Source organism: Novosphingobium sp. EMRT-2 (genome assembly GCF_005145025.1).
Taxonomy (GTDB): Bacteria; Pseudomonadota; Alphaproteobacteria; order Sphingomonadales; family Sphingomonadaceae; genus Novosphingobium.
Genome location: NZ_CP039695.1, coordinates 1,051,840 through 1,069,338, shown reverse-complemented (window position 1 = coordinate 1,069,338; position 17,499 = coordinate 1,051,840). Strand labels below are relative to the sequence as shown.

Genomic DNA, 17,499 nt, shown 5'->3' with positions numbered 1-17,499 from the left:
GATGGGCATCAGACAATGGTATGAGGACACGATCCTGCCGCGGATGATCCGGTGCGCGTGCAGCGCCGATGCGATCATGGAATTGCGGGCCGGCGTGGTGCCCAAGGCCCGGGGGCGCGTGTTCGAACTGGGCTGCGGCGGGGGCATAAACCAGCAGTTCTACGATGCCGACGCGGTAACCGCGTTCGCCGGGCTGGATCCTTCGGGCAAGCTGCTCGACTATGCCCGCGCCGAAGCCGAAAGGAAGGGTTGGCAGGCCGATATCCGCGAAGGCGTGGGCGAGGCAATTCCGTTCGCGGACGACAGTTTCGATACCGTCGTCTGCACCTATACCCTGTGCTCCGTGGGGGATTCCGCGCAGGTCCTGCGCGAAATGCGGCGCATCCTGAAGCCGGGCGGGCGGTTGCTGTTCCTTGAACACGGCCAGGCCCCCGATCCGGGCGTGCAGCGCTGGCAGCGCCGGCTGGAACCGCTTTGGGTTCCCTTGATGGGGGGGTGCCATCTGACGCGGCCGGTGATCGCGTCCGTCCGCCAGGCGGGCTTTGCCGTGGAAGACAGCGGACAGCGCTACATGCCGAAGATGCCGCGCTGGGCGTCCTGGATGGAATGGGGCAGCGCGCTCAAGGCGGGGTGAAGCAAGGGGCCGCTAAGAAAAAGCCCTCCCCGGCGGTCCGGGGAGGGCTTTTCTGTTGTCCGGAAGGATTCCGTCAGGCGCCGAACGTGCGCTGCCACCAGCCGCGACGCGATGCGCCGCCCGCGGCTTCGGCATTGGCGTCATCGTCAGCCTGCTCGGTGACAGCCGGTTCCGCTTCCGCTTCTGCGACAGCCTCAGTCACTTCTTCCGCCGGAGCGGCGGTCTCCGCCTTCTTGCGGCGGGTGCGCTTGGGCTTGGCCGGAGCTTCTTCAGCGGCAGCCGGTTCGGCAACAACCGTTTCAGCGGGGGCCGCTTCCGCAGCCAGCGCTTCCTCAACGGCCGGAGCGGCATCGGCCTTCTTACGGCGGGTGCGCTTGGGCTTGGCGGGGGCCTCCTCGGCGGCGGCTTCCTCGGTGGCAACCGGCTCAGCCGGGGCCGCTTCCGCAGCCGGCGCTTCCTCAACGGCCGGAGCGGCATCGGCCTTCTTGCGGCGGGTGCGCTTGGGCTTGGCGGGAGCCTCGTCCACGGGCGCGGCCACGGCTTCGGCGGTTTCCGCTTCGGCCGGAGCTTCGGCAACCGTTTCTTCCGGCGCTTCTTCCGAAGCAGCCGCTTCGTCCGCCACGCTCACCTCTTCGCCACCTTCGGCGCCATCCGCCTCGCGTCCGCCGCCACGGCGGCGACGGCTGCGGCGACGACGCTTGCGGGGACCGCGCTCGCCGTCGGCATCCTCGCCAGCGGCAACGGCGCTTTCGGTTTCCTCGCCATCATCGACATCGTCTGCCGCTTCGGCTTCGCCATCACCGGCGTCGGCCGACCGGGTGTCCTCGGTCTGCCCCGTTTCGTCGTCGCGGCGACCACGGCCGCGCCGGCGCTTGCGGCGCTTGCGGCGGCCATTGCCGTTGTCGCGATCGTCGCCGCGCGCTTCGGCTTCTTCTTCCTCTTCCTCGTCGTCGAACGTCTCGTCAGCGAGGTCGTCTTCCTCGGGTTCGACGATCGGTTCGAAGCGCGGCTGGAACTCGGGCTTCGGTCCGCGCGAGGCAACGCGCATCTTGGCGCCTTCGTTCTCGCCTTCGGGGATCACTTCCACGGTCACGCCATAGCGGGCCTCGATCTCGGCAAGATCGGCACGCTTGGTGTTGAGGACGTAGATCGTCGCTTCCTGGCTGGCATAGAGCGTGATGACGCTGCCGCGGCCCTTGGCGGCTTCGTCCTCGATCATGCGCAGGGCGGAAAGGCCGGCGGACGAGGCGGTGCGGACAAGGCCCGAGCCATCGCAGTGCGGACAAGCGCGGGTGGTCGCCTCCAGCACGCCGGTGCGCAGGCGCTGGCGGCTCATCTCCATCAGGCCGAAGCCCGAGATGCGGCCAACCTGGATGCGCGCGCGGTCGTTCTTCAGCGCGTCCTTCATCGCCTTCTCGACCTTCCGGATGTTCGATCCGTACTCCATGTCGATGAAGTCGATGACGACGAGCCCGGCCATGTCGCGCAGGCGAAGCTGGCGCGCGATTTCGCGGGCCGCTTCAAGGTTGGTGGAAAGCGCCGTCGCCTCGATGCCGTGTTCCTTGGTGGAACGGCCCGAGTTGATGTCGATCGACACGAGCGCTTCGGTTGGGTTGATGACGAGGTAGCCGCCCGACTTCAGCTGGACCACCGGATCGTACATCGCGGTAAGCTGGTCTTCCGCGCCATACCGCTGGAACAGCGGAACCGGATCGGCATAGTGCTTCACCCGCTTGGCGTGGCTGGGCATCAGCAGCTTCATGAAGTCCTTGCCGGCGCGGTATCCGGCTTCGCCCTCGACGATCACTTCCTCGATATCGCGGTTGTAGATATCGCGGATCGCGCGCTTGATCAGGTCGCTGTCCGAATGGATCAGCGCCGGCGCGCTGGAATGCAGCGTGCGTTCGCGGATCTCGTCCCACAGGCGGGCAAGGTAATCGAAGTCGCGCTTGATTTCGGTCTTGGTGCGCTGCAGCCCGGCAGTGCGAACGATGCAGCTCATCGACTTGGGCAGTTCCAGCTCGCCGATGATCGACTTCAGCCGCTTGCGGTCCGAAGCGCTGGAAATCTTGCGGCTGATGCCGCCGCCATGGCTGGAATTGGGCATGAGCACGCAATAGCGGCCCGCGAGGCTGAGGTAGGTGGTCAGCGCTGCGCCCTTGTTGCCGCGCTCTTCCTTCACAACCTGTACCAGCAGCACCTGGCGGCGCTGAATCACGTCCTGGATCTTGTAGCGGCGGCGCAGCGCCATGCGCTTGGCGCGCAGTTCGTCGGCTTCCTTGGCCTGGCCACGGCCCTGCCGGCGTCCGCGCCGCGGACGGCGTCCACCGTTATCGGCAGAGGCATCTTCCGCCTCGGCTTCCTGCTCGGACTCTTCGCTTTCGCCTTCGACCACGCCGCCTTCGATCGTGGCGACATCATCCTTTTCCGAGGTGTCGACCTCGGTCACGCCTTCGTCGTCGCCGAAGGCATCGCCTTCATCGCCGAAACCGTCGTCCGCATCATCCTCGGCCGCGCGCAGGGCGGCTTCTTCCTCGGCATGCGCGGCTTCTTCGGCCAGCAGCGCCTCGCGATCCTCCTTGGGGATCTGGTAGTAATCCGGATGGATTTCGCTGAAGGCCAGGAAGCCGTGGCGGTTGCCGCCGAAATCGACGAACGCCGCCTGCAGCGACGGTTCGACGCGGGTTACCTTGGCGAGATAGATGTTGCCCTTGATCTGCTTGTGATCAGCCGATTCAAAGTCGAATTCTTCAATACGGTTGCCCTTGAGCACCGCCACCCGGGTTTCTTCCTGGTGGCGCGCATCGATCAGCATGCGCGTGGTCATTATGGAATCTCCAGCCGCGCCGCCACGGGATTGTATCCGGGTACCGGGCGCGGTTCTTTAGTGAAGCGCGAACGCCGGACGGCCGGGCGATGGCCCGGCCATGACGTATCGCGAATGCGGAAATGCCGGTTCGGAGCGCCTGGACCTCGGTCCTATGGCGCTCTCCGCCCGGCGGCGGTTGGTTTGCGTCTGCAGTGCTGACAATGCGCGGCGAAATGCGCGCGCCGGCTTCCGTCAGGCTCCGGCCCGTCGGAAGTGGGATCGACCAAGCGCGAGCGGCCCTTCCGGGGCGCTTCTGCTCAATCGAAACTCGGCTCATCATCACAGCATCAACCTTCACGGCGCGGGTGAGTGAGCGTTTCTGCTTCGTCATCCCCGCGTTCCGGATTTTTGCCAGCGGCTCCACGTTGCCCGGGTCCGCCGTTCTGCCCGGTCAAATGGGGTCAGGAAGGGCATATTCAAGGCTGGTGCCGGTGCTGGCTTGCCCCGGTGGAACGGTGCTAGCATTACAAATCCAAACCAGCAATTAAAACAATGGCGATGATTTTCCGCGGCCTTTCCCACGGGTGGCGCACCGCCGTTCCGCGATTCCGGCTGGACCGACCGAAACCGGACCTGCATAGCGGACGGCGATGTTGCGGCGGGTCGGGATCATCGCGGGGTTTGTGCTGCCGTTGGCGGCCTTGCTGCTGTGGGGATATTTCGTGGTGGGCATCGGCAATCCCGGCGTCGGGTATGTCCTGCGGCTGACGCTGCCCGATGGATCGCGCGGGATCGGCCTACCTCCTGTCGAAGGGCCGGCGGACGCCAGCCGGCCGCTGGTCGTGATCGATGCCGGCCATGGCGGTCACGATCCGGGGGCGAGCGGCGAGGGCACCCTGCGCGAGAAGAACGTCACGCTGGCGCTGGCCAAGGCGCTGCGCGATGCGTTGCTGGCCGATGGCCGCGTGCGCGTGGCGATGACGCGCGACAGCGACCGGTTTCTGGTGCTCGAGGAGCGCGCCGGTATCGCCCGCCAGTTGAAGGCTGACCTGTTCGTGTCGATTCACGCGGATGCGGCGGAGACGCCGGACGCGCACGGAGCAACGGTCTATACCCTGTCGGATCGCGGTTCCGATGCGGTCGCCGATCAGGTGGCGCAGCGCGAAAACCGCGCCGATGACGTGAACGGCGTCGCGCTTGGCGGCAAGTCCAGCGCGGTGGCGACCATTCTGGTCGATCTTTCCCGGCGCGAGATGCGCGAGCGGTCGCAGCGTTTCTCCGATCTGGTGGTGCGGGAAGGTCAGGGGGCGCTCACGTTTCACGCCAATCCGCAGCGACAGGCCGCCTTCGTCGTGCTGAAATCGCTGGATCTTCCTTCGGTGCTGGTGGAGGCGGGCTATATCAGCAGCCCCGACGATGCGCGGCGCCTGATCGATCCTGCCTGGCGCAAACAGTTCGCGGCAAGGGTGGCGCAGGCCGTGGAAATTTTCCTGGCCCGGCAGGAGGCGGCAGGGATTGCTCCATGATGCGCGCGCCCACTGGCTTCTGACGGAAAGGGCGTGCTAGAGGGCGCGCACGATGGCCGAAGATACGCCCCAGCAGAGCATCAGCTACCGCATTCGCCGCGAGGCATCGGGGCTGGTCGCATGGTTCCGCCACTCTTGGCGCGAAAGGAAGTGGTTCCGTTTCGGGGGCTACGCCCTGGGCGCGGTGGTCGCGCTCTATCTCCTCGTCTGGGTCTTCGTGGCGCGCGGGCTGCCTTCGGCGGACAAGCTGCTGACCTATCAGCCGCCGCTGCCCACGATGGTGCGCGGCGCGGATGGCGAGATCGTTTCGTCCTATGCGCGCGAACGGCGCGTGCAACTGCGCTTCGTGGATTTCCCCGAGCCGCTGATCAACGCGTTCCTTTCTGCCGAGGACAAGACGTTCTGGACGCACGGCGGCATCGATTACACCGGCTTTGTCGGCGCGGTGTTCGATTATGCCACCAAGTTCGGCTCCGGCCAGCGCGCGCGGGGCGGGTCCACGATCACCCAGCAGGTCGCCAAGAACATCCTGCTGGGCGACGAATACTCGATCACGCGCAAGCTCAAGGAACTGATCCTGGCACGGCGCATCGAGGGCGTGCTGACCAAGCAGCAGATCCTCGAACTCTACTTGAACGAAATCCCGCTGGGACGACAGAGCTTCGGCGTGCAGGCGGCGGCGCGCGCGTACTTCGACAAGGACGTGGGCGATCTCAAGCTGCACGAGGTGGCTTTCCTTGCCATCCTGCCCAAGGCGCCGGAGAAGTATGGCCGCGCCCGGTTCCATGACGAGGCGGTGACGCGCCGCAACTGGGTTCTGGACCAGATGGTCCGCAACGGCTGGGCCACGCAGGCGCAGGCGAATGAAGCCAAGGCGCAGCCGCTCGGCCTCGTGCCCCGGCGGGCGGAGAATTACACGGCCGATGCCGGCTATTTCCTGGAGGAAGTGCGCCGCCAGCTGATCGACAAGTTCGGCGAAAAGGCCGAGGATGGCCCCAACAGCGTCTATGCTGGCGGGCTGTGGGTGCGGACCTCGCTCGATACTCAGTTGCAGACGGCGGCGCAGGACGCTTTGCGCGCGGGCCTGCTGCGCTATTCGGGTGGACGGCCCTGGCACGGGCCGGTGGCGACGATCGACCTCTCCGATGGCAACTGGCAGACCCAGCTTATCACCAGCAACCTCTCGATCCGCTATCTCGACTGGCGTGTCGGCGTGGTGCTGTCGCGCAGCGGCGATAGCGGCAAGATTGGTTTTGCCGATGGCAGCACCGGGCCGCTCTATGGCATGCCGCAGGCGATGAAGCCGGGCGATGTGATCACGGTTGCGCCCAACGGCAACGCCTGGGCGGTGCGGACGGTGCCGGAAGTCTCGGGCGGGATGGTGGTGGAAGACCCGCAGAGCGGGCGCGTGCTGGCCATGCAGGGCGGTTTCGATGCGCGGCTTGGCTCGTTCAACCGCGCCACGCAGGCACAGCGCCAGCCCGGCTCCACGATCAAGCCCTTCGTCTATGCCACCGGCCTCGACAACGGGATGACGCCGGCCTCGATGGTCGTCGATGGCACGTTCTGCGTCTATCAGGGCGCGGCGCTGGGCCAGAAGTGCTTCCGCAACTTCGGTGGCGAAGGCGGTTCGGGCAGCCACACGATGCGCTGGGGCCTCGAACAGTCGCGCAACCTGATGACCGTGCGCATCGCCAACGATACCGGCATGGATCGCGTGGTGAAGACGATCCGCGATGTCGGCATCGGCGATTACAAGCCGTTCCTGTCCATGGCGCTCGGCGCCGGAGACACAACGGTGCTGCGCATGGTCAACGCCTATTCGGCGCTGGCCAACCATGGTCGCCAGCATGAACCGTCGGTGGTCGATTTCGTGCAGGACCGCAACGGCAAGGTCGTGTGGCGCGCCGACAACCGCCCATGCGACGGGTGCAACATGGCGCGGTGGGACGGCAAGCCCATGCCGCGCCTCAAGCCGTCGGGGCGTCAGGTGATGGACGCGCGCACCGCCTACCAGGTCGTTCACATGCTCGAAGGCGTGGTCATTCGCGGCACGGCGGTCACGCTGCGCGATCTCAACCTGCCGCTGTTCGGCAAGACCGGCACCACGTCCGGTCCGACGAATGTGTGGTTCGTGGGCGGTTCGCCCGACATCATCGCCGGTGTCTATATGGGCTACGACCAGCCGCGCAGCCTGGGTGGCTATGCGCAAGGCGGCCGCATCGCCGCGCCGATCTTCAAGCAGTTCGTCCAGTCCACCCGCGCGCGCTGGGCCGATGTGCCGTTCCCGGTGCCCGAAGGCGTGCGCATGGTCCGCATCGACCGCGTTTCAGGCAAGCGCGTGTTCGGCGGCATGCCGAACAACGACGAACCCAAGGCGTCGGTGATCTGGGAGGCGTTCAAGCCCGATACCGAGCCACGGCGCACGATCCACCAGGAAGAACTGACGACCAAGGAAGCCGTGCTCGATGCGCTGCGCCGCGCCCGCGCCGCGCGCCATGGGCCCGCAGCCGCGCCCGAAGGCGGGGAGGAAGGCTTCGTGGAGGAACAGGGCGGGATCTACTGACCCGGCCCTGTTGGCGCGTCGCCGCCCTATCGGGCAGCTCGCGTTTTGGCATCTCCCCGCGCGGCGCGGAGCCTGCTATACCGGGGGAATGATCCCACGCTCCATCAAGGTCGCCGCCGCGGCCGTCGCCCTCGTTCTTCCGTTCGCCGCGCAGGCGGAACTGCCGCAAGGCGCGCGCGCGCCGGATTTCGCCGCGCAAGGCGCGCTGGGCGGGCGGACGTTCCAGTTCAACCTGCGTCAGGCGCTGCGCCGTGGCCCGGTCGTGCTCTATTTCTACCCCAAGGCCTTCACGCAGGGCTGCACGCTGGAAGCGCACGCCTTTGCCGAGGCTACGGACCAGTTCCGCGCCGCCGGGGCCACCGTGGTCGGGATGTCCGCCGATGACCTGCCGACGCTGCAGAAGTTTTCGCGCGAAGCCTGCCGCGACAAGTTCGCCGTGGCCGCCGCGACGCCGCAGGTGATCGCCGCGTATGACGTCGATCTCAAGCGCGATGGCACGTCCACCGGACTGACCAAGCGCACCAGCTATGTGATCGGGCGGGATGGCCGGGTCGTGCTGGTGCATTCGGACATGGACTATCGCGATCACGTTCGCCTGACCCTGGAAGCGGTGCAGCGCCTGCGCGCGCGGCGCTAGGCCCTCTTCGAGCATCATAACCCGCATCGGCGGGCGCCGGGCAGTGACAACCGGCCTTTACTTGGCGCGCCGCTTCGCTAAGCGGTTCCGCTCATTTACGGAGTTCAGGTATCATGCGGGCCGAAGGTCAGGCTCATATCGATCGCATCGAAGCGTCGCTGGCGCTGGTGCGCAAGTTCCTCGATTGGGATCGCGCCGTTCGCCGGCTCGATGAGCTGAACGCGCGGGTCGAAGACCCGAAGCTGTGGGACGATCCCAAGAAGGCCGAGGAAGTGATGCGCGAGCGTCGCCGGCTGGAAGCCGCGATCGGCACAGTCAACCAGATCGGTCAGGAAATGGCCGACGCGATTGAGTTCGTCGAACTGGGCGAGATGGAGGACGACGAAGCCACCATTAACGAAGGGCTGGCGACGCTGGCGGCGCTGGCCGAACGGGCGGACAACGACAAGGTGCAGGCATTGTTGGCCGGCGAGGCCGACGCCAACAACGCCTATCTCGAAGTCCACGCCGGCGCGGGCGGCACCGAAAGCCAGGACTGGGCGGAAATGCTCCAGCGCATGTACACGCGCTGGGCCGAGCGGCATGGCTACAAGGTCGATCTGGTCGATTACCACGCCGGCGAAGCCGCTGGCATCAAGTCGGCCACGCTGCTGATCAAGGGCGAGAACGCCTATGGCTATGCCAAGACGGAAAGCGGCGTCCACCGCCTCGTCCGCATCAGCCCCTATGACAGCTCGGCGCGGCGGCACACCTCGTTCAGCTCGGTCTGGGTCTATCCCGAAATCGACGACAACATCGAGGTCGATATCAATCCGGCCGACCTGAAGATCGATACCTACCGTGCGTCGGGCGCGGGCGGGCAGCACGTCAACACGACCGATTCGGCGGTGCGCATCACCCACGTGCCGACCGGCATCATCGTCGCCAGCCAGAACGACCGTTCGCAGCACAAGAACCGCGCGACCGCGATGAACATGCTGAAGGCGCGGATCTACGAAGCCGAACTGGCCAAGCGCGAGGCGGCGGCCAGCGGCGAATATGCCGCCAAGACCGAGATCGGCTGGGGCCACCAGATCCGTTCCTACGTGTTGCAGCCCTACCAGCAGGTGAAGGACCTGCGCACCGGTGTGGTTTCGACCAATCCCACGGACGTGCTGGATGGCGCGCTCGATCCGTTCATGGCGGCGGCGCTCTCGCAAAAGGTGACCGGCGAAAAGGTCGCCGTGGAAGACGACGATTGAGCAGGCTGGCTGCCCTGGGCCTGCGGGCGGGCCTGATCGGGGTGGCCTGCGTGGCGCTGGCGTCGTGCCAGCGGCCGTCCGACGAGGATCGGGCTCCGACTGCGCGGGCGTTCCCGCGTGCGGACAGGCCCGTATCGGGACCGGGCGGCAGTGGCTTCACCACCGAGGCGGAGCGCGACAACCGCAAGGAAGCGCAGACGGTCATGGACCTGGCCGCGATCCAGCCGGGCATGACCGTGGCCGATATTGGCGCGGGCGAGGGCTATTACACCGTCCGTCTGGCGGCCCGTGTCGGCGCCAAGGGGCGCGTATTGGCGCAGGACATCGACGAGGCGGCGCTGCGCAAGCTGGGCGCGCGCGTCGAGCATGACCGGCTCGACAACGTGTCGATCAAGCCCGGCGCGGTCGACGATCCACGCATTCCGGAACACAGTTTCGACCGCGTGTTCCTGATCCACATGTATCACGAAGTGGGGGAGCCCTATGCGTTCCTGTGGCGCCTCTGGCCCGCGCTGCGGCCGGGTGGACGCGTGATCGTGGTCGATCTGGACCGGCCGACCGAACAGCACGGAACGCCGCCGGCGCTTCTGTTCTGCGAATTTGAGGCGGTGGGCTTCCGCTTGAGTGAATTTCAACGTAAGCCCGAAATAGCGGGCTATTATGCACAGTTCGAAGCCGCGCCCAGGCGGCCCGAACCCGGTAAGATAAAGCCGTGTCGGCTGGAAGCCGGGCAGGTCACGCGCGCGAAGGGTCGTTGAGAGGGGTTTATGTCTGCGTTCAAGGGGTTGAAGCCGATTCTGTATGGCGGCCGTGAAGTCTGGCCGCTGGTTGAAGGCGGCAAGGGCGTGGCGGCCACCAATCATGCCAGTTCGGGGGCATGGGCGGCTGCGGGCGGAATCGGTACGGTCAGCGCCGTCAACGCCGATAGCTATGACGCCGAAGGCAAGATCATTCCGCAGATTTACAACGCCATGACTCGCCGTGAGCGGCACGAGGAACTGATCCGCTACGCGATCGACGGCGCGGTCGAGCAGGTGCGGCGCGCCTATGATATCGCCAGCGGCCCCAACGGCATGCGTGGCGCGATCAACATCAACGTGTTGTGGGAAATGGGCGGTGCGCAGCAGGTGCTGGAGGGCGTGCTGGAAAAGACGCGCGGCCTTGTTACCGGCGTGACCTGCGGCGCGGGGATGCCCTACAAGCTCTCGGAAATCGCGGCGCGGTTCAACGTCAACTATCTGCCGATCGTCTCATCCGCGCGCGCCTTTCGCGCGCTGTGGAAGCGGGCCTACCACAAGGTTTCCGATCTGATGGCCGCCGTGGTCTATGAGGACCCGTGGCTGGCGGGCGGCCATAATGGCCTGTCGAATGCGGAAAACCCGCTAACGCCGGAAGATCCCTATCCCCGCGTTGCCGCGCTGCGCGATACGATGCGCAAGGAAGGCGTTTCGGACGACGTGCCGATCGTGATGGCCGGCGGTGTATGGTTCCTGCGCGAATGGAACGACTGGATCGACAATCCGGAACTCGGCAGCATCGCCTTCCAGTTCGGCACGCGGCCGCTGCTGACGCACGAAAGCCCCATTCCGCAGGCGTGGAAGGACCATCTGCGCACGCTGGAACCGGGCGACGTGCTGCTGCACCGCTTTTCCCCCACGGGGTTCTACAGCTCGGCCGTGCGCAATCCCTTCCTGCGCAATCTCGAAGCGCGTTCGGAGCGCCAGATTCCCTATTCCAAGGTCGCGGCGGGCGAACACACCGTGCAGCTCGATGTCGGGGTGAAGGGCAAGAACTTCTGGGTTACGCCGGCTGATCTCGATCGCGCGCGCAACTGGTTTGGTGCGGGCTATACCGATGCGCTACGCACGCCGGACGATACCATCGTGTTCGTGACGCCCGCCGAGCGTGAGGAAATCCGCAAGGATCAGGCCGATTGCATGGGCTGTCTTTCCCACTGTGGCTTTTCGTCCTGGAAGGATCATGACGACTATACCACCGGCCGGCTCGCCGATCCGCGCAGCTTCTGCATCCAGAAGACGTTGCAGGACATCGCGCACGGCGGCCCGGTGGATCAGAACCTCATGTTCGCCGGCCACGCGGCCTATCGTTTCAAGCAGGACCCGTTCTATTCGAACAACTTCACGCCCAGCGTGAAGCAATTGGTCGATCGTATCCTGACGGGGGACTGACGCCGAAGACCTTGCGCGGGTAAGTGGTGCGGCCGCGCCTTCAGCCCCAGAGGCTGAAGGCGACGATGATCGGCAGCCATGCCAGCAGGGCAAGGCCGATCCAGATCGCCAACTTCGCGCGGGGCGAGAACACTTCCTGCGATCGCTGGTCCGCCGGGATCGTTACCTGTCCATGCAGCGCGGGCGAACGCAGCAGCAGCGCGCTGACGGTGGCGCGGCTGATCGGCGTAACGAATTCGCAGCCGTGGCGCGTGCCCGCTGTCCACACCACGACCGCCTCGGTGGCCGCGGCCGTTTCGGGCAGACCGATGTCTACCACATCGCCTTCGTCCAGCGCGGTATCGCTTTCGAGCAGGAAGCCGCGTTCCGACAAGTCGAGCAGCCTGGCGTCGACAGGCGTACCCGCTGCGGTGACATTGGCTTCCACCGACAGCGTCAGGCGGCGTCGATGCGCGGTCCTCGCCTCGAGGGCGTCCGCCAATTTGTGCTGGACCATCACATCACTCCTTCGGAGATGACGTATCAATGGCCGGTAAAAGAATCGTTATCGATCAGCAGGGTATGAAGCAAAATCGGCATCGACGGTGATTTCGGGGCGATGACCCGAACGTCCGGGGAAATCCGGGCCGCCCGCCGTCAGTCCATTTCCCACGCCCGTTCGCCGTGGCTGGTCAGGTCCAGACCGTCCCGTTCCTCGTCTTCGGTGACGCGCATCGGTATCACCATCGAAACCATCAGGGCAGCGATGGTGGTGGCAAAGGCGCTCCAGATCGCCACGATGCCCACGCCGCCGACCTGCCCGACGATCTGGCGCGCCATGCCCATGCCATCGGCATAGCCGGTGCCGCCCAGCGACGGCGAGACGAACACCGCGAGCAGGATCGACCCGAGCATGCCGCCCACGCCATGCACTGCGAAAACATCAAGCGAATCATCGATATGGAGCTTGTGCTTCACAAGCAGGATCATCGGATAGCATACCGCCGCGGCGGCAACGCCGAGCAGCATCGCCGCACCAGGCGCGATGAAGCCGGCGGCCGGCGTCACGGTGGCGAGGCCGGCGATCGCGCCGGTGGCGAAGCCCACCGAGGTGGGTTTGCCCACGGTCAGCTTTTCGATCAGCAGCCAGGCCAGCGCCGCCGCGCTGGCGGCGGCGTGGGTGTTGATGATGGCGGAGGCCGCGTCGTCGTTGGCGGCCAGCGCCGAGCCGCCGTTGAAGCCGAACCAGCCCACCCACAGCAGCGCCGCGCCGGCCAACGTCAGCGCCGGGCTGTGCGGCAGCATCAGCGACTTGGGAAAGCCGTTGCGCTTGCCCAGCAGCATGGCGACGACCAGCGCCGAGACGCCGGCGGTGGTGTGGACCACGATGCCGCCTGCGAAATCCAGCGTGCCGAGCTTGGTGGCCAGCCAGCCGCCGCCCCAGATCCAGTGCGCGACGGGCGCATAGACGATCAGGCTCCACAACGCCGAAAAGGCGACGACCCAGCCGAACCGCGCGCGATCGACCCAGGCGCCGACCATCAGCGCGGGGGTGATCAGCGCGAAGCACATCTGGAACAGGGCGAACGCGCTTTCGGGCACGCCATAGCTGCCGCGCACATTGCCGAGATTGAGCAGCATCCAGGCATTGCCGGCGCCGATCCAGCCATTGGTCACTTCACCGAAGGCCAGCGTATAGCCAACGGCGATCCACAGCAGGGAGGCAACGGCGACGATTGCGCCGGTCTGCACCATCACCGCCAGGAAGCCCTTGGCGCGCACCAGGCCGCCGTAGAACAGGGTGAGGCCCGGCGCGGCCATCATCAGCACCAGCGCCGAAGCCGCGAGAAGCCAGGCGGTATCGCCGCTGTCGGCGGAATCGAGCATAGTGGCGGTCTGGGCCTGCGCCAGTGCCGGGATGGCCGATGTCGCGGCCATCGCGGCCGTTGCCAGAAACTTGCGCACTCTTGCCCCTCCGTCCGCGCTTGCGGTTATGCGGTGTCCGTTCAAGCCCCTAGGCGAAGCGCATGGCCCTGTACAGGCAGAGGAGGCGATGGCGCCGGATCGGCGGCGTCAGGCCCAGCCTTCCAGCACCTGATCGGGCGGGCGATGTCCGTCGGCCCAGAAGCGGATGTTGGCCATGACCTTTTCGCCCGACGCGATGCGTCCCTCGAACGTGGCGCTGCCCATGTGCGGCAGGATCGCGACGTTGTGGTGCGCCAGCAGGCGCGGATCGACCTGCGGCTCGTGCTCGAACACGTCGAGCCCCGCGCCACCGATGCGCCCTGCCACCAGCGCTTCGATCAGCGCCTGTTCGTCCACGATCTGCCCGCGCGCGGTATTGATGAGGTAGGCTTCGGGCTTCATCAGCGCGATCCGCCGGGCATCGAGCAGGTGGTGCGTTTCGGGCGAGGCGGGGCAGTGCAGTGAGAGGATATCCGCCTCGCCAATCAGGGTGTCGAGATCGGCGACGTAGCGTGCGCCCAGCATGGTTTCGAGCGCTTCGGGCAGGCGATGCCGGTTGTGATAGGCCACCTGCAGGCCGAAGGCGCGGGCGCGGTGCGCCACGGCCTGCCCGATCCGGCCCATGCCAATGATGCCCAGCGTCTTGCCGTTGAGCCGGTGGCCCAGCAGCGTGGAAGGTGCCCAGCCTTCCCACTTGCCGGCGCGCAGGATGCGGCCGCCATGGTTGAGCCGCCGCGCGACGGAAATGATCAGCGCCAGCGTCATGTCCGCCGTATCGTCGGTGAAGACGCCGGGCGTGTTGGTCACGATGATTCTGCGGGCGCGCGTGGCGGCCAGGTCGATGTGTTCGATCCCCGCGCCGAAATTCGCGATCAGCCCCAGCCGGTCGCCCGCTTCGGCGATCATCCCGGCGTCGATCGTGTCGGTCACGGTCGGCACCAGCACGTCGCAGGATTGCATCGCGGCGACGAGTTCGTCGCGCGTCATCGCCCGGTCATCGGCGTTCAGCGTCACGTCGAACAGTTCGCGCATCCGCTGTTCGGTTTCCGGCAGCAGGCGGCGGGTGACGATGACCGAGGGTTTCCCCTCGATCCGGCGTTTGACGGCTTCGTGCGCGGTGCGCGCGTCGGCGGCGCTCTGGTGCGTTGGCATGATCGTACCGCTATGCCTGCGGGACAGGGATGGTCAAGCGCGTGGTTGCCCTGTCGTGCCAATGCTGTATCGCATGGCGGGCAAGTTTTTGTTGGATTTGGTCTGGGGTTTCCGTGTCGTGCGTGCCGTGAAGTATGTCCTGCCCTGCGTCCTTGCCGTGTCCGCCGGTCTTTCCAGCCACGCCGCGCGCGCGGAGGATGGCGGCGCGCCATACTGGGTTTCGCTGCGCAAGGATGAATCGAACATGCGCGTCGGCCCCGGCCGGGAATACCGGATCAACTGGACCTACGTGCGCAAGGGGCTGCCGATGAAGGTGCTGCGCGTGATGGGCGGCTGGCGGCTGGTGGAGGACCCGGACGGTTCGCGCGGGTGGATGCTCGCCCAGTTCCTGGCGCGCGCCCATACCGGCATGGTCAAGGGCGGCGTCGCGGAGATGCGCGAAAAGGCCGACGGTTCGGGGCGGCTGCTGTGGCGGCTGGCGCCCGGCGTGGTGGGCACGATCGGCGATTGCGGCGCCGGCTGGTGCCAGTTCGATGTTAATGGCCGCAAGGGCTATGCCCAGCAAGCGGCCATCTGGGGGGCAGGGGCACCGTAACGCCGGCGCCCCGCCATTTTCTTGCGGGTCAGACCAGCTCTATCGCCAGCGCGGTGGCTTCGCCGCCGCCGATGCACAGGCTGGCCACGCCCTTGGTCTTGCCGTGGCGCTTCAGCGCGCCGATCAGCGTGGTGACGATGCGCGTGCCGCTGGCGCCGATCGGGTGGCCCAGCGCCGTGGCGCCGCCGTGCACGTTGATCTTCTCGTGCGGGATGCCCAGATCGTGCATCGCGAACATCGCGACGCAGGCGAAAGCTTCGTTCACTTCGAACAGATCGACATCGGCGATCGACCAGCCGGCCCGTTCCAGCACCTTGTTGATCGCGCCGACCGGGGCGACCGTGAAGTCCTTCGGTTCCTGCGCGTGCGCGGCAAGCGCGACAACCTTCGCCACCGGCTTCAGGCCTTCCGCATCGGCAACGCTCTGGCGGGTGATGACCACGGCGGCGGCCCCGTCGGAAATCGAGCTGGAGGTGGCGGCCGTGATCGTGCCGTCCTTGGCGAAGGCGGGCTTGAGCGTCGGGATCTTGTCCGGACGGCCCTTGCCGGGCTGTTCGTCGGTATCGACCACGACATCGCCGCCGCGCGCTTTCACCGTGACCGGCGCGATTTCGTCCACGAAGGCCCCTTCGGAAATGGCGGCCTGCGCGCGGCGCAGCGATTCGATCGCGTAGCCATCCTGCGCTTCACGGGTCAGCTGGTATTCGTTGGCGGTATCCTGCGCGAACGTGCCCATCGCGCGGCCGGGTTCGTAGGCGTCTTCCAGGCCATCGAGGAACATGTGATCGTAGGCGGTATCATGCCCGATGCGCGCGCCCGAACGGTGCTTCTTGAGCAGGTAAGGCGCGTTGGTCATGCTTTCCATGCCGCCGGCCACGATCACGTCGACGCTGCCCGAGGCCAGCGCCTCGGCGCCCATGATCACGGTCTGCATGCCGGAGCCGCAGACCTTGTTGACGGTGGTTGCCTGCACGGACTTGGGCAGTCCGGCCTTGATCGCGGCCTGGCGCGCGGGCGCCTGGCCGAGGCCGGCGGGCAGCACGCAGCCCATATACACGCGGTCGATCTTGTCGCCCGCCACGCCGGCACGCTCGACGGCGGCCTTCACGGCAGTGGCGCCAAGGTCGGTGGCGGCGGCATCGGACAGCGCGCCCTGCATCGAACCCATCGGAGTGCGCGCGTAAGACAGGATAACGACCGGATCTGCGGCGGAAAACTGGGCCATGGCGATCACACTCCTTCAATGGTCGGGTCAGGGAAGACCCGGATATGGGGTCGGTCCGGGCGGGCGGCAACCATCTGACGATCCGTTGCGGTTCGTTGGTGGTTCCTGAGGCCACGATTGCGCCGGGGCTGGACTTGGCGGGGCCATACTGCCACGCCGCGCTCATGGCAATCGAGCCGACGGGGGAGTCACGAACGCGTGGCATATGCCAGCCTGCCGCTGATCTGGTCCGCGTCGGCGATGCTGGGCGCGATCGTCGGGAGCTTCCTGGGCGCGGCGCTGGCGCGGTTGCCAGAGGACCGGTCGGTCGTGACCGGCCGGTCGGCCTGCGATCACTGCGGGCGGGTGCTTGGCCCACTGGAACTGGTGCCGGTGGTTTCGTGGATCGTGCAGCGGGGGCGCTGCCGGAGCTGCGGCGGCGCGATCGGCGGCTGGCAGCTTGGCTGCGAACTGGGCGGGGCGGCGGTGGCGCTCGTGTCCGTGATGGCCATGCCCGATCGCACCGCGCTGGCCGCGATGGTGCTGGGCTGGCAACTGCTGCTGCTGGCGCTGCTCGATCTGCGGCACTTCTGGCTGCCCCTGCCGCTGGTGGGGACGCTGGCGGGCTCCGGAGGCGCGCTCGCGCTGCTGCGGGGGGCGGTGGAGCGCGATAGCGGTCCAATCCTGTGGGCCGGGGCGGGAGCGCTGGCCGGCTTCGGCATGCTCTGGCTGATCGCCGCCTACTATCGCCGGGTGCGCGGCCGCGAAGGCATGGGGGGAGGGGACCCGCTGCTGCTGGGCGCCATCGGCCTGTGGTTGGGGCCGGTGGGCACGGTCGCCACGCTGCTGGGGGGTAGCGTGATCGGCCTTCTCACGACAGTTGCTTTGCTGGCGGGAGGCCGTAAGGTTTCGCGCCAAACGGCCCTGCCGCTCGGAACCTGTCTCGCCGTCGCCGGCTGGTCGGTCTTCCTGTTCCAGGGCTTCGGATAAAGCGGGCCGCAC

The 17,499-nt window shown here is 66.8% G+C and carries 14 protein-coding genes; 9 read left to right on the top strand and 5 right to left on the bottom strand.

Annotation, left to right across the window (positions count from 1 at the left end; all coding sequences use genetic code 11):
• Window position 1: 1 nt before the first annotated feature.
• On the top strand, window positions 2-634 hold the full coding sequence (locus FA702_RS05290; protein WP_136955299.1) for a class I SAM-dependent methyltransferase: 633 nt from the start codon (window positions 2-4) through the stop codon (window positions 632-634).
• A 73-nt stretch (window positions 635-707) separates the two neighbouring features.
• On the opposite strand, the gene FA702_RS05285 is transcribed toward FA702_RS05290, so the two are convergent.
• On the bottom strand, window positions 708-3,461 hold the full coding sequence (locus FA702_RS05285; protein WP_136955298.1) for a ribonuclease E/G: 2,754 nt from the start codon (window positions 3,459-3,461) through the stop codon (window positions 708-710).
• A 632-nt stretch (window positions 3,462-4,093) separates the two neighbouring features.
• Between FA702_RS05285 and FA702_RS05280 the strand changes: the two genes are divergently transcribed.
• The 6 genes from FA702_RS05280 to FA702_RS05255 all read left to right on the top strand — a co-directional run bounded on the left by FA702_RS05280 (window position 4,094) and on the right by FA702_RS05255 (window position 11,602).
• Complete coding sequence (locus FA702_RS05280) at window positions 4,094-4,969, top strand: N-acetylmuramoyl-L-alanine amidase (RefSeq protein WP_136955297.1); 876 nt, start codon at window positions 4,094-4,096, stop codon at window positions 4,967-4,969.
• Window positions 4,970-5,021: 52 nt separating this feature from the next.
• Window positions 5,022-7,535 (top strand): penicillin-binding protein 1A, encoded by a 2,514-nt coding sequence (locus FA702_RS05275; RefSeq protein WP_136955296.1) that lies wholly within the window; start codon window positions 5,022-5,024, stop codon window positions 7,533-7,535.
• Between the two features lie 88 nt (window positions 7,536-7,623).
• On the top strand, window positions 7,624-8,172 hold the full coding sequence (locus FA702_RS05270; RefSeq protein WP_136955295.1) for a peroxiredoxin: 549 nt from the start codon (window positions 7,624-7,626) through the stop codon (window positions 8,170-8,172).
• Window positions 8,173-8,285: 113 nt separating this feature from the next.
• Window positions 8,286-9,413 (top strand): peptide chain release factor 2, encoded by a 1,128-nt coding sequence (gene prfB, locus FA702_RS05265; protein ID WP_124807934.1) that lies wholly within the window; start codon window positions 8,286-8,288, stop codon window positions 9,411-9,413.
• Window positions 9,410-10,171, top strand: a complete 762-nt coding sequence (locus tag FA702_RS05260; protein ID WP_223806453.1) for a class I SAM-dependent methyltransferase — start codon at window positions 9,410-9,412, stop codon at window positions 10,169-10,171. Before prfB ends, FA702_RS05260 begins: the two co-directional genes overlap by 4 nt.
• Window positions 10,172-10,180: 9 nt before the next feature.
• A complete protein-coding gene (locus tag FA702_RS05255; protein WP_125955059.1) occupies window positions 10,181-11,602 on the top strand; it encodes a nitronate monooxygenase family protein in 1,422 nt (473 codons plus the stop codon).
• Between the two features lie 40 nt (window positions 11,603-11,642).
• On the opposite strand, the gene FA702_RS05250 is transcribed toward FA702_RS05255, so the two are convergent.
• From FA702_RS05250 to FA702_RS05240, 3 genes are all read right to left on the bottom strand, one after another.
• The gene (locus tag FA702_RS05250) at window positions 11,643-12,098 is read right to left on the bottom strand and encodes a PilZ domain-containing protein (RefSeq protein WP_124807932.1); all 456 of its coding nucleotides are present in this window, start codon (window positions 12,096-12,098) and stop codon (window positions 11,643-11,645) included.
• A gap of 140 nt (window positions 12,099-12,238) precedes the next feature.
• Window positions 12,239-13,546: an ammonium transporter gene (locus FA702_RS05245; RefSeq protein ID WP_255504721.1), complete on the bottom strand. Its 1,308-nt coding sequence runs from the start codon at window positions 13,544-13,546 to the stop codon at window positions 12,239-12,241.
• Between the two features lie 108 nt (window positions 13,547-13,654).
• Window positions 13,655-14,698: a D-glycerate dehydrogenase gene (locus tag FA702_RS05240; RefSeq protein ID WP_136955294.1), complete on the bottom strand. Its 1,044-nt coding sequence runs from the start codon at window positions 14,696-14,698 to the stop codon at window positions 13,655-13,657.
• 118 nt (window positions 14,699-14,816) lie between these two features.
• On the opposite strand from FA702_RS05240, the gene FA702_RS05235 reads away from it, so the two are divergent.
• A complete protein-coding gene (locus FA702_RS05235) occupies window positions 14,817-15,293 on the top strand; it encodes an SH3 domain-containing protein (protein ID WP_255504720.1) in 477 nt (158 codons plus the stop codon).
• Window positions 15,294-15,321: 28 nt separating this feature from the next.
• Here the strand turns inward: FA702_RS05235 and FA702_RS05230 are convergent, their stop codons facing one another.
• Window positions 15,322-16,518, bottom strand: a complete 1,197-nt coding sequence (locus FA702_RS05230; RefSeq protein WP_136955292.1) for an acetyl-CoA C-acyltransferase — start codon at window positions 16,516-16,518, stop codon at window positions 15,322-15,324.
• Between the two features lie 198 nt (window positions 16,519-16,716).
• Between FA702_RS05230 and FA702_RS05225 the strand changes: the two genes are divergently transcribed.
• Window positions 16,717-17,487, top strand: coding sequence for an A24 family peptidase (locus tag FA702_RS05225; RefSeq protein ID WP_255504719.1), 771 nt, complete (start codon window positions 16,717-16,719; stop codon window positions 17,485-17,487).
• Window positions 17,488-17,499 lie beyond the last annotated feature (12 nt).

Excerpts from the sequence above, each read along its gene's own strand:
- FA702_RS05275 (WP_136955296.1), top strand. The coding sequence starts at position 5,022 with ATGGCCGAAGATACGCCCCAGCAGAGCATCAGCTACCGCATTCGCCGC.
- FA702_RS05270 (WP_136955295.1), top strand. The coding sequence starts at position 7,624 with ATGATCCCACGCTCCATCAAGGTCGCCGCCGCGGCCGTCGCCCTCGTT.
- FA702_RS05280 (WP_136955297.1), top strand. The coding sequence starts at position 4,094 with ATGTTGCGGCGGGTCGGGATCATCGCGGGGTTTGTGCTGCCGTTGGCG.
- FA702_RS05290 (WP_136955299.1), top strand. The coding sequence starts at position 2 with ATGGGCATCAGACAATGGTATGAGGACACGATCCTGCCGCGGATGATC.
- FA702_RS05240 (WP_136955294.1), bottom strand. The coding sequence starts at position 14,698 with ATGCCAACGCACCAGAGCGCCGCCGACGCGCGCACCGCGCACGAAGCC.
- FA702_RS05230 (WP_136955292.1), bottom strand. The coding sequence starts at position 16,518 with ATGGCCCAGTTTTCCGCCGCAGATCCGGTCGTTATCCTGTCTTACGCG.
- FA702_RS05285 (WP_136955298.1), bottom strand. The coding sequence starts at position 3,461 with ATGACCACGCGCATGCTGATCGATGCGCGCCACCAGGAAGAAACCCGG.
- prfB (WP_124807934.1), top strand. The coding sequence starts at position 8,286 with ATGCGGGCCGAAGGTCAGGCTCATATCGATCGCATCGAAGCGTCGCTG.
- FA702_RS05250 (WP_124807932.1), bottom strand. The coding sequence starts at position 12,098 with ATGGTCCAGCACAAATTGGCGGACGCCCTCGAGGCGAGGACCGCGCAT.
- FA702_RS05255 (WP_125955059.1), top strand. The coding sequence starts at position 10,181 with ATGTCTGCGTTCAAGGGGTTGAAGCCGATTCTGTATGGCGGCCGTGAA.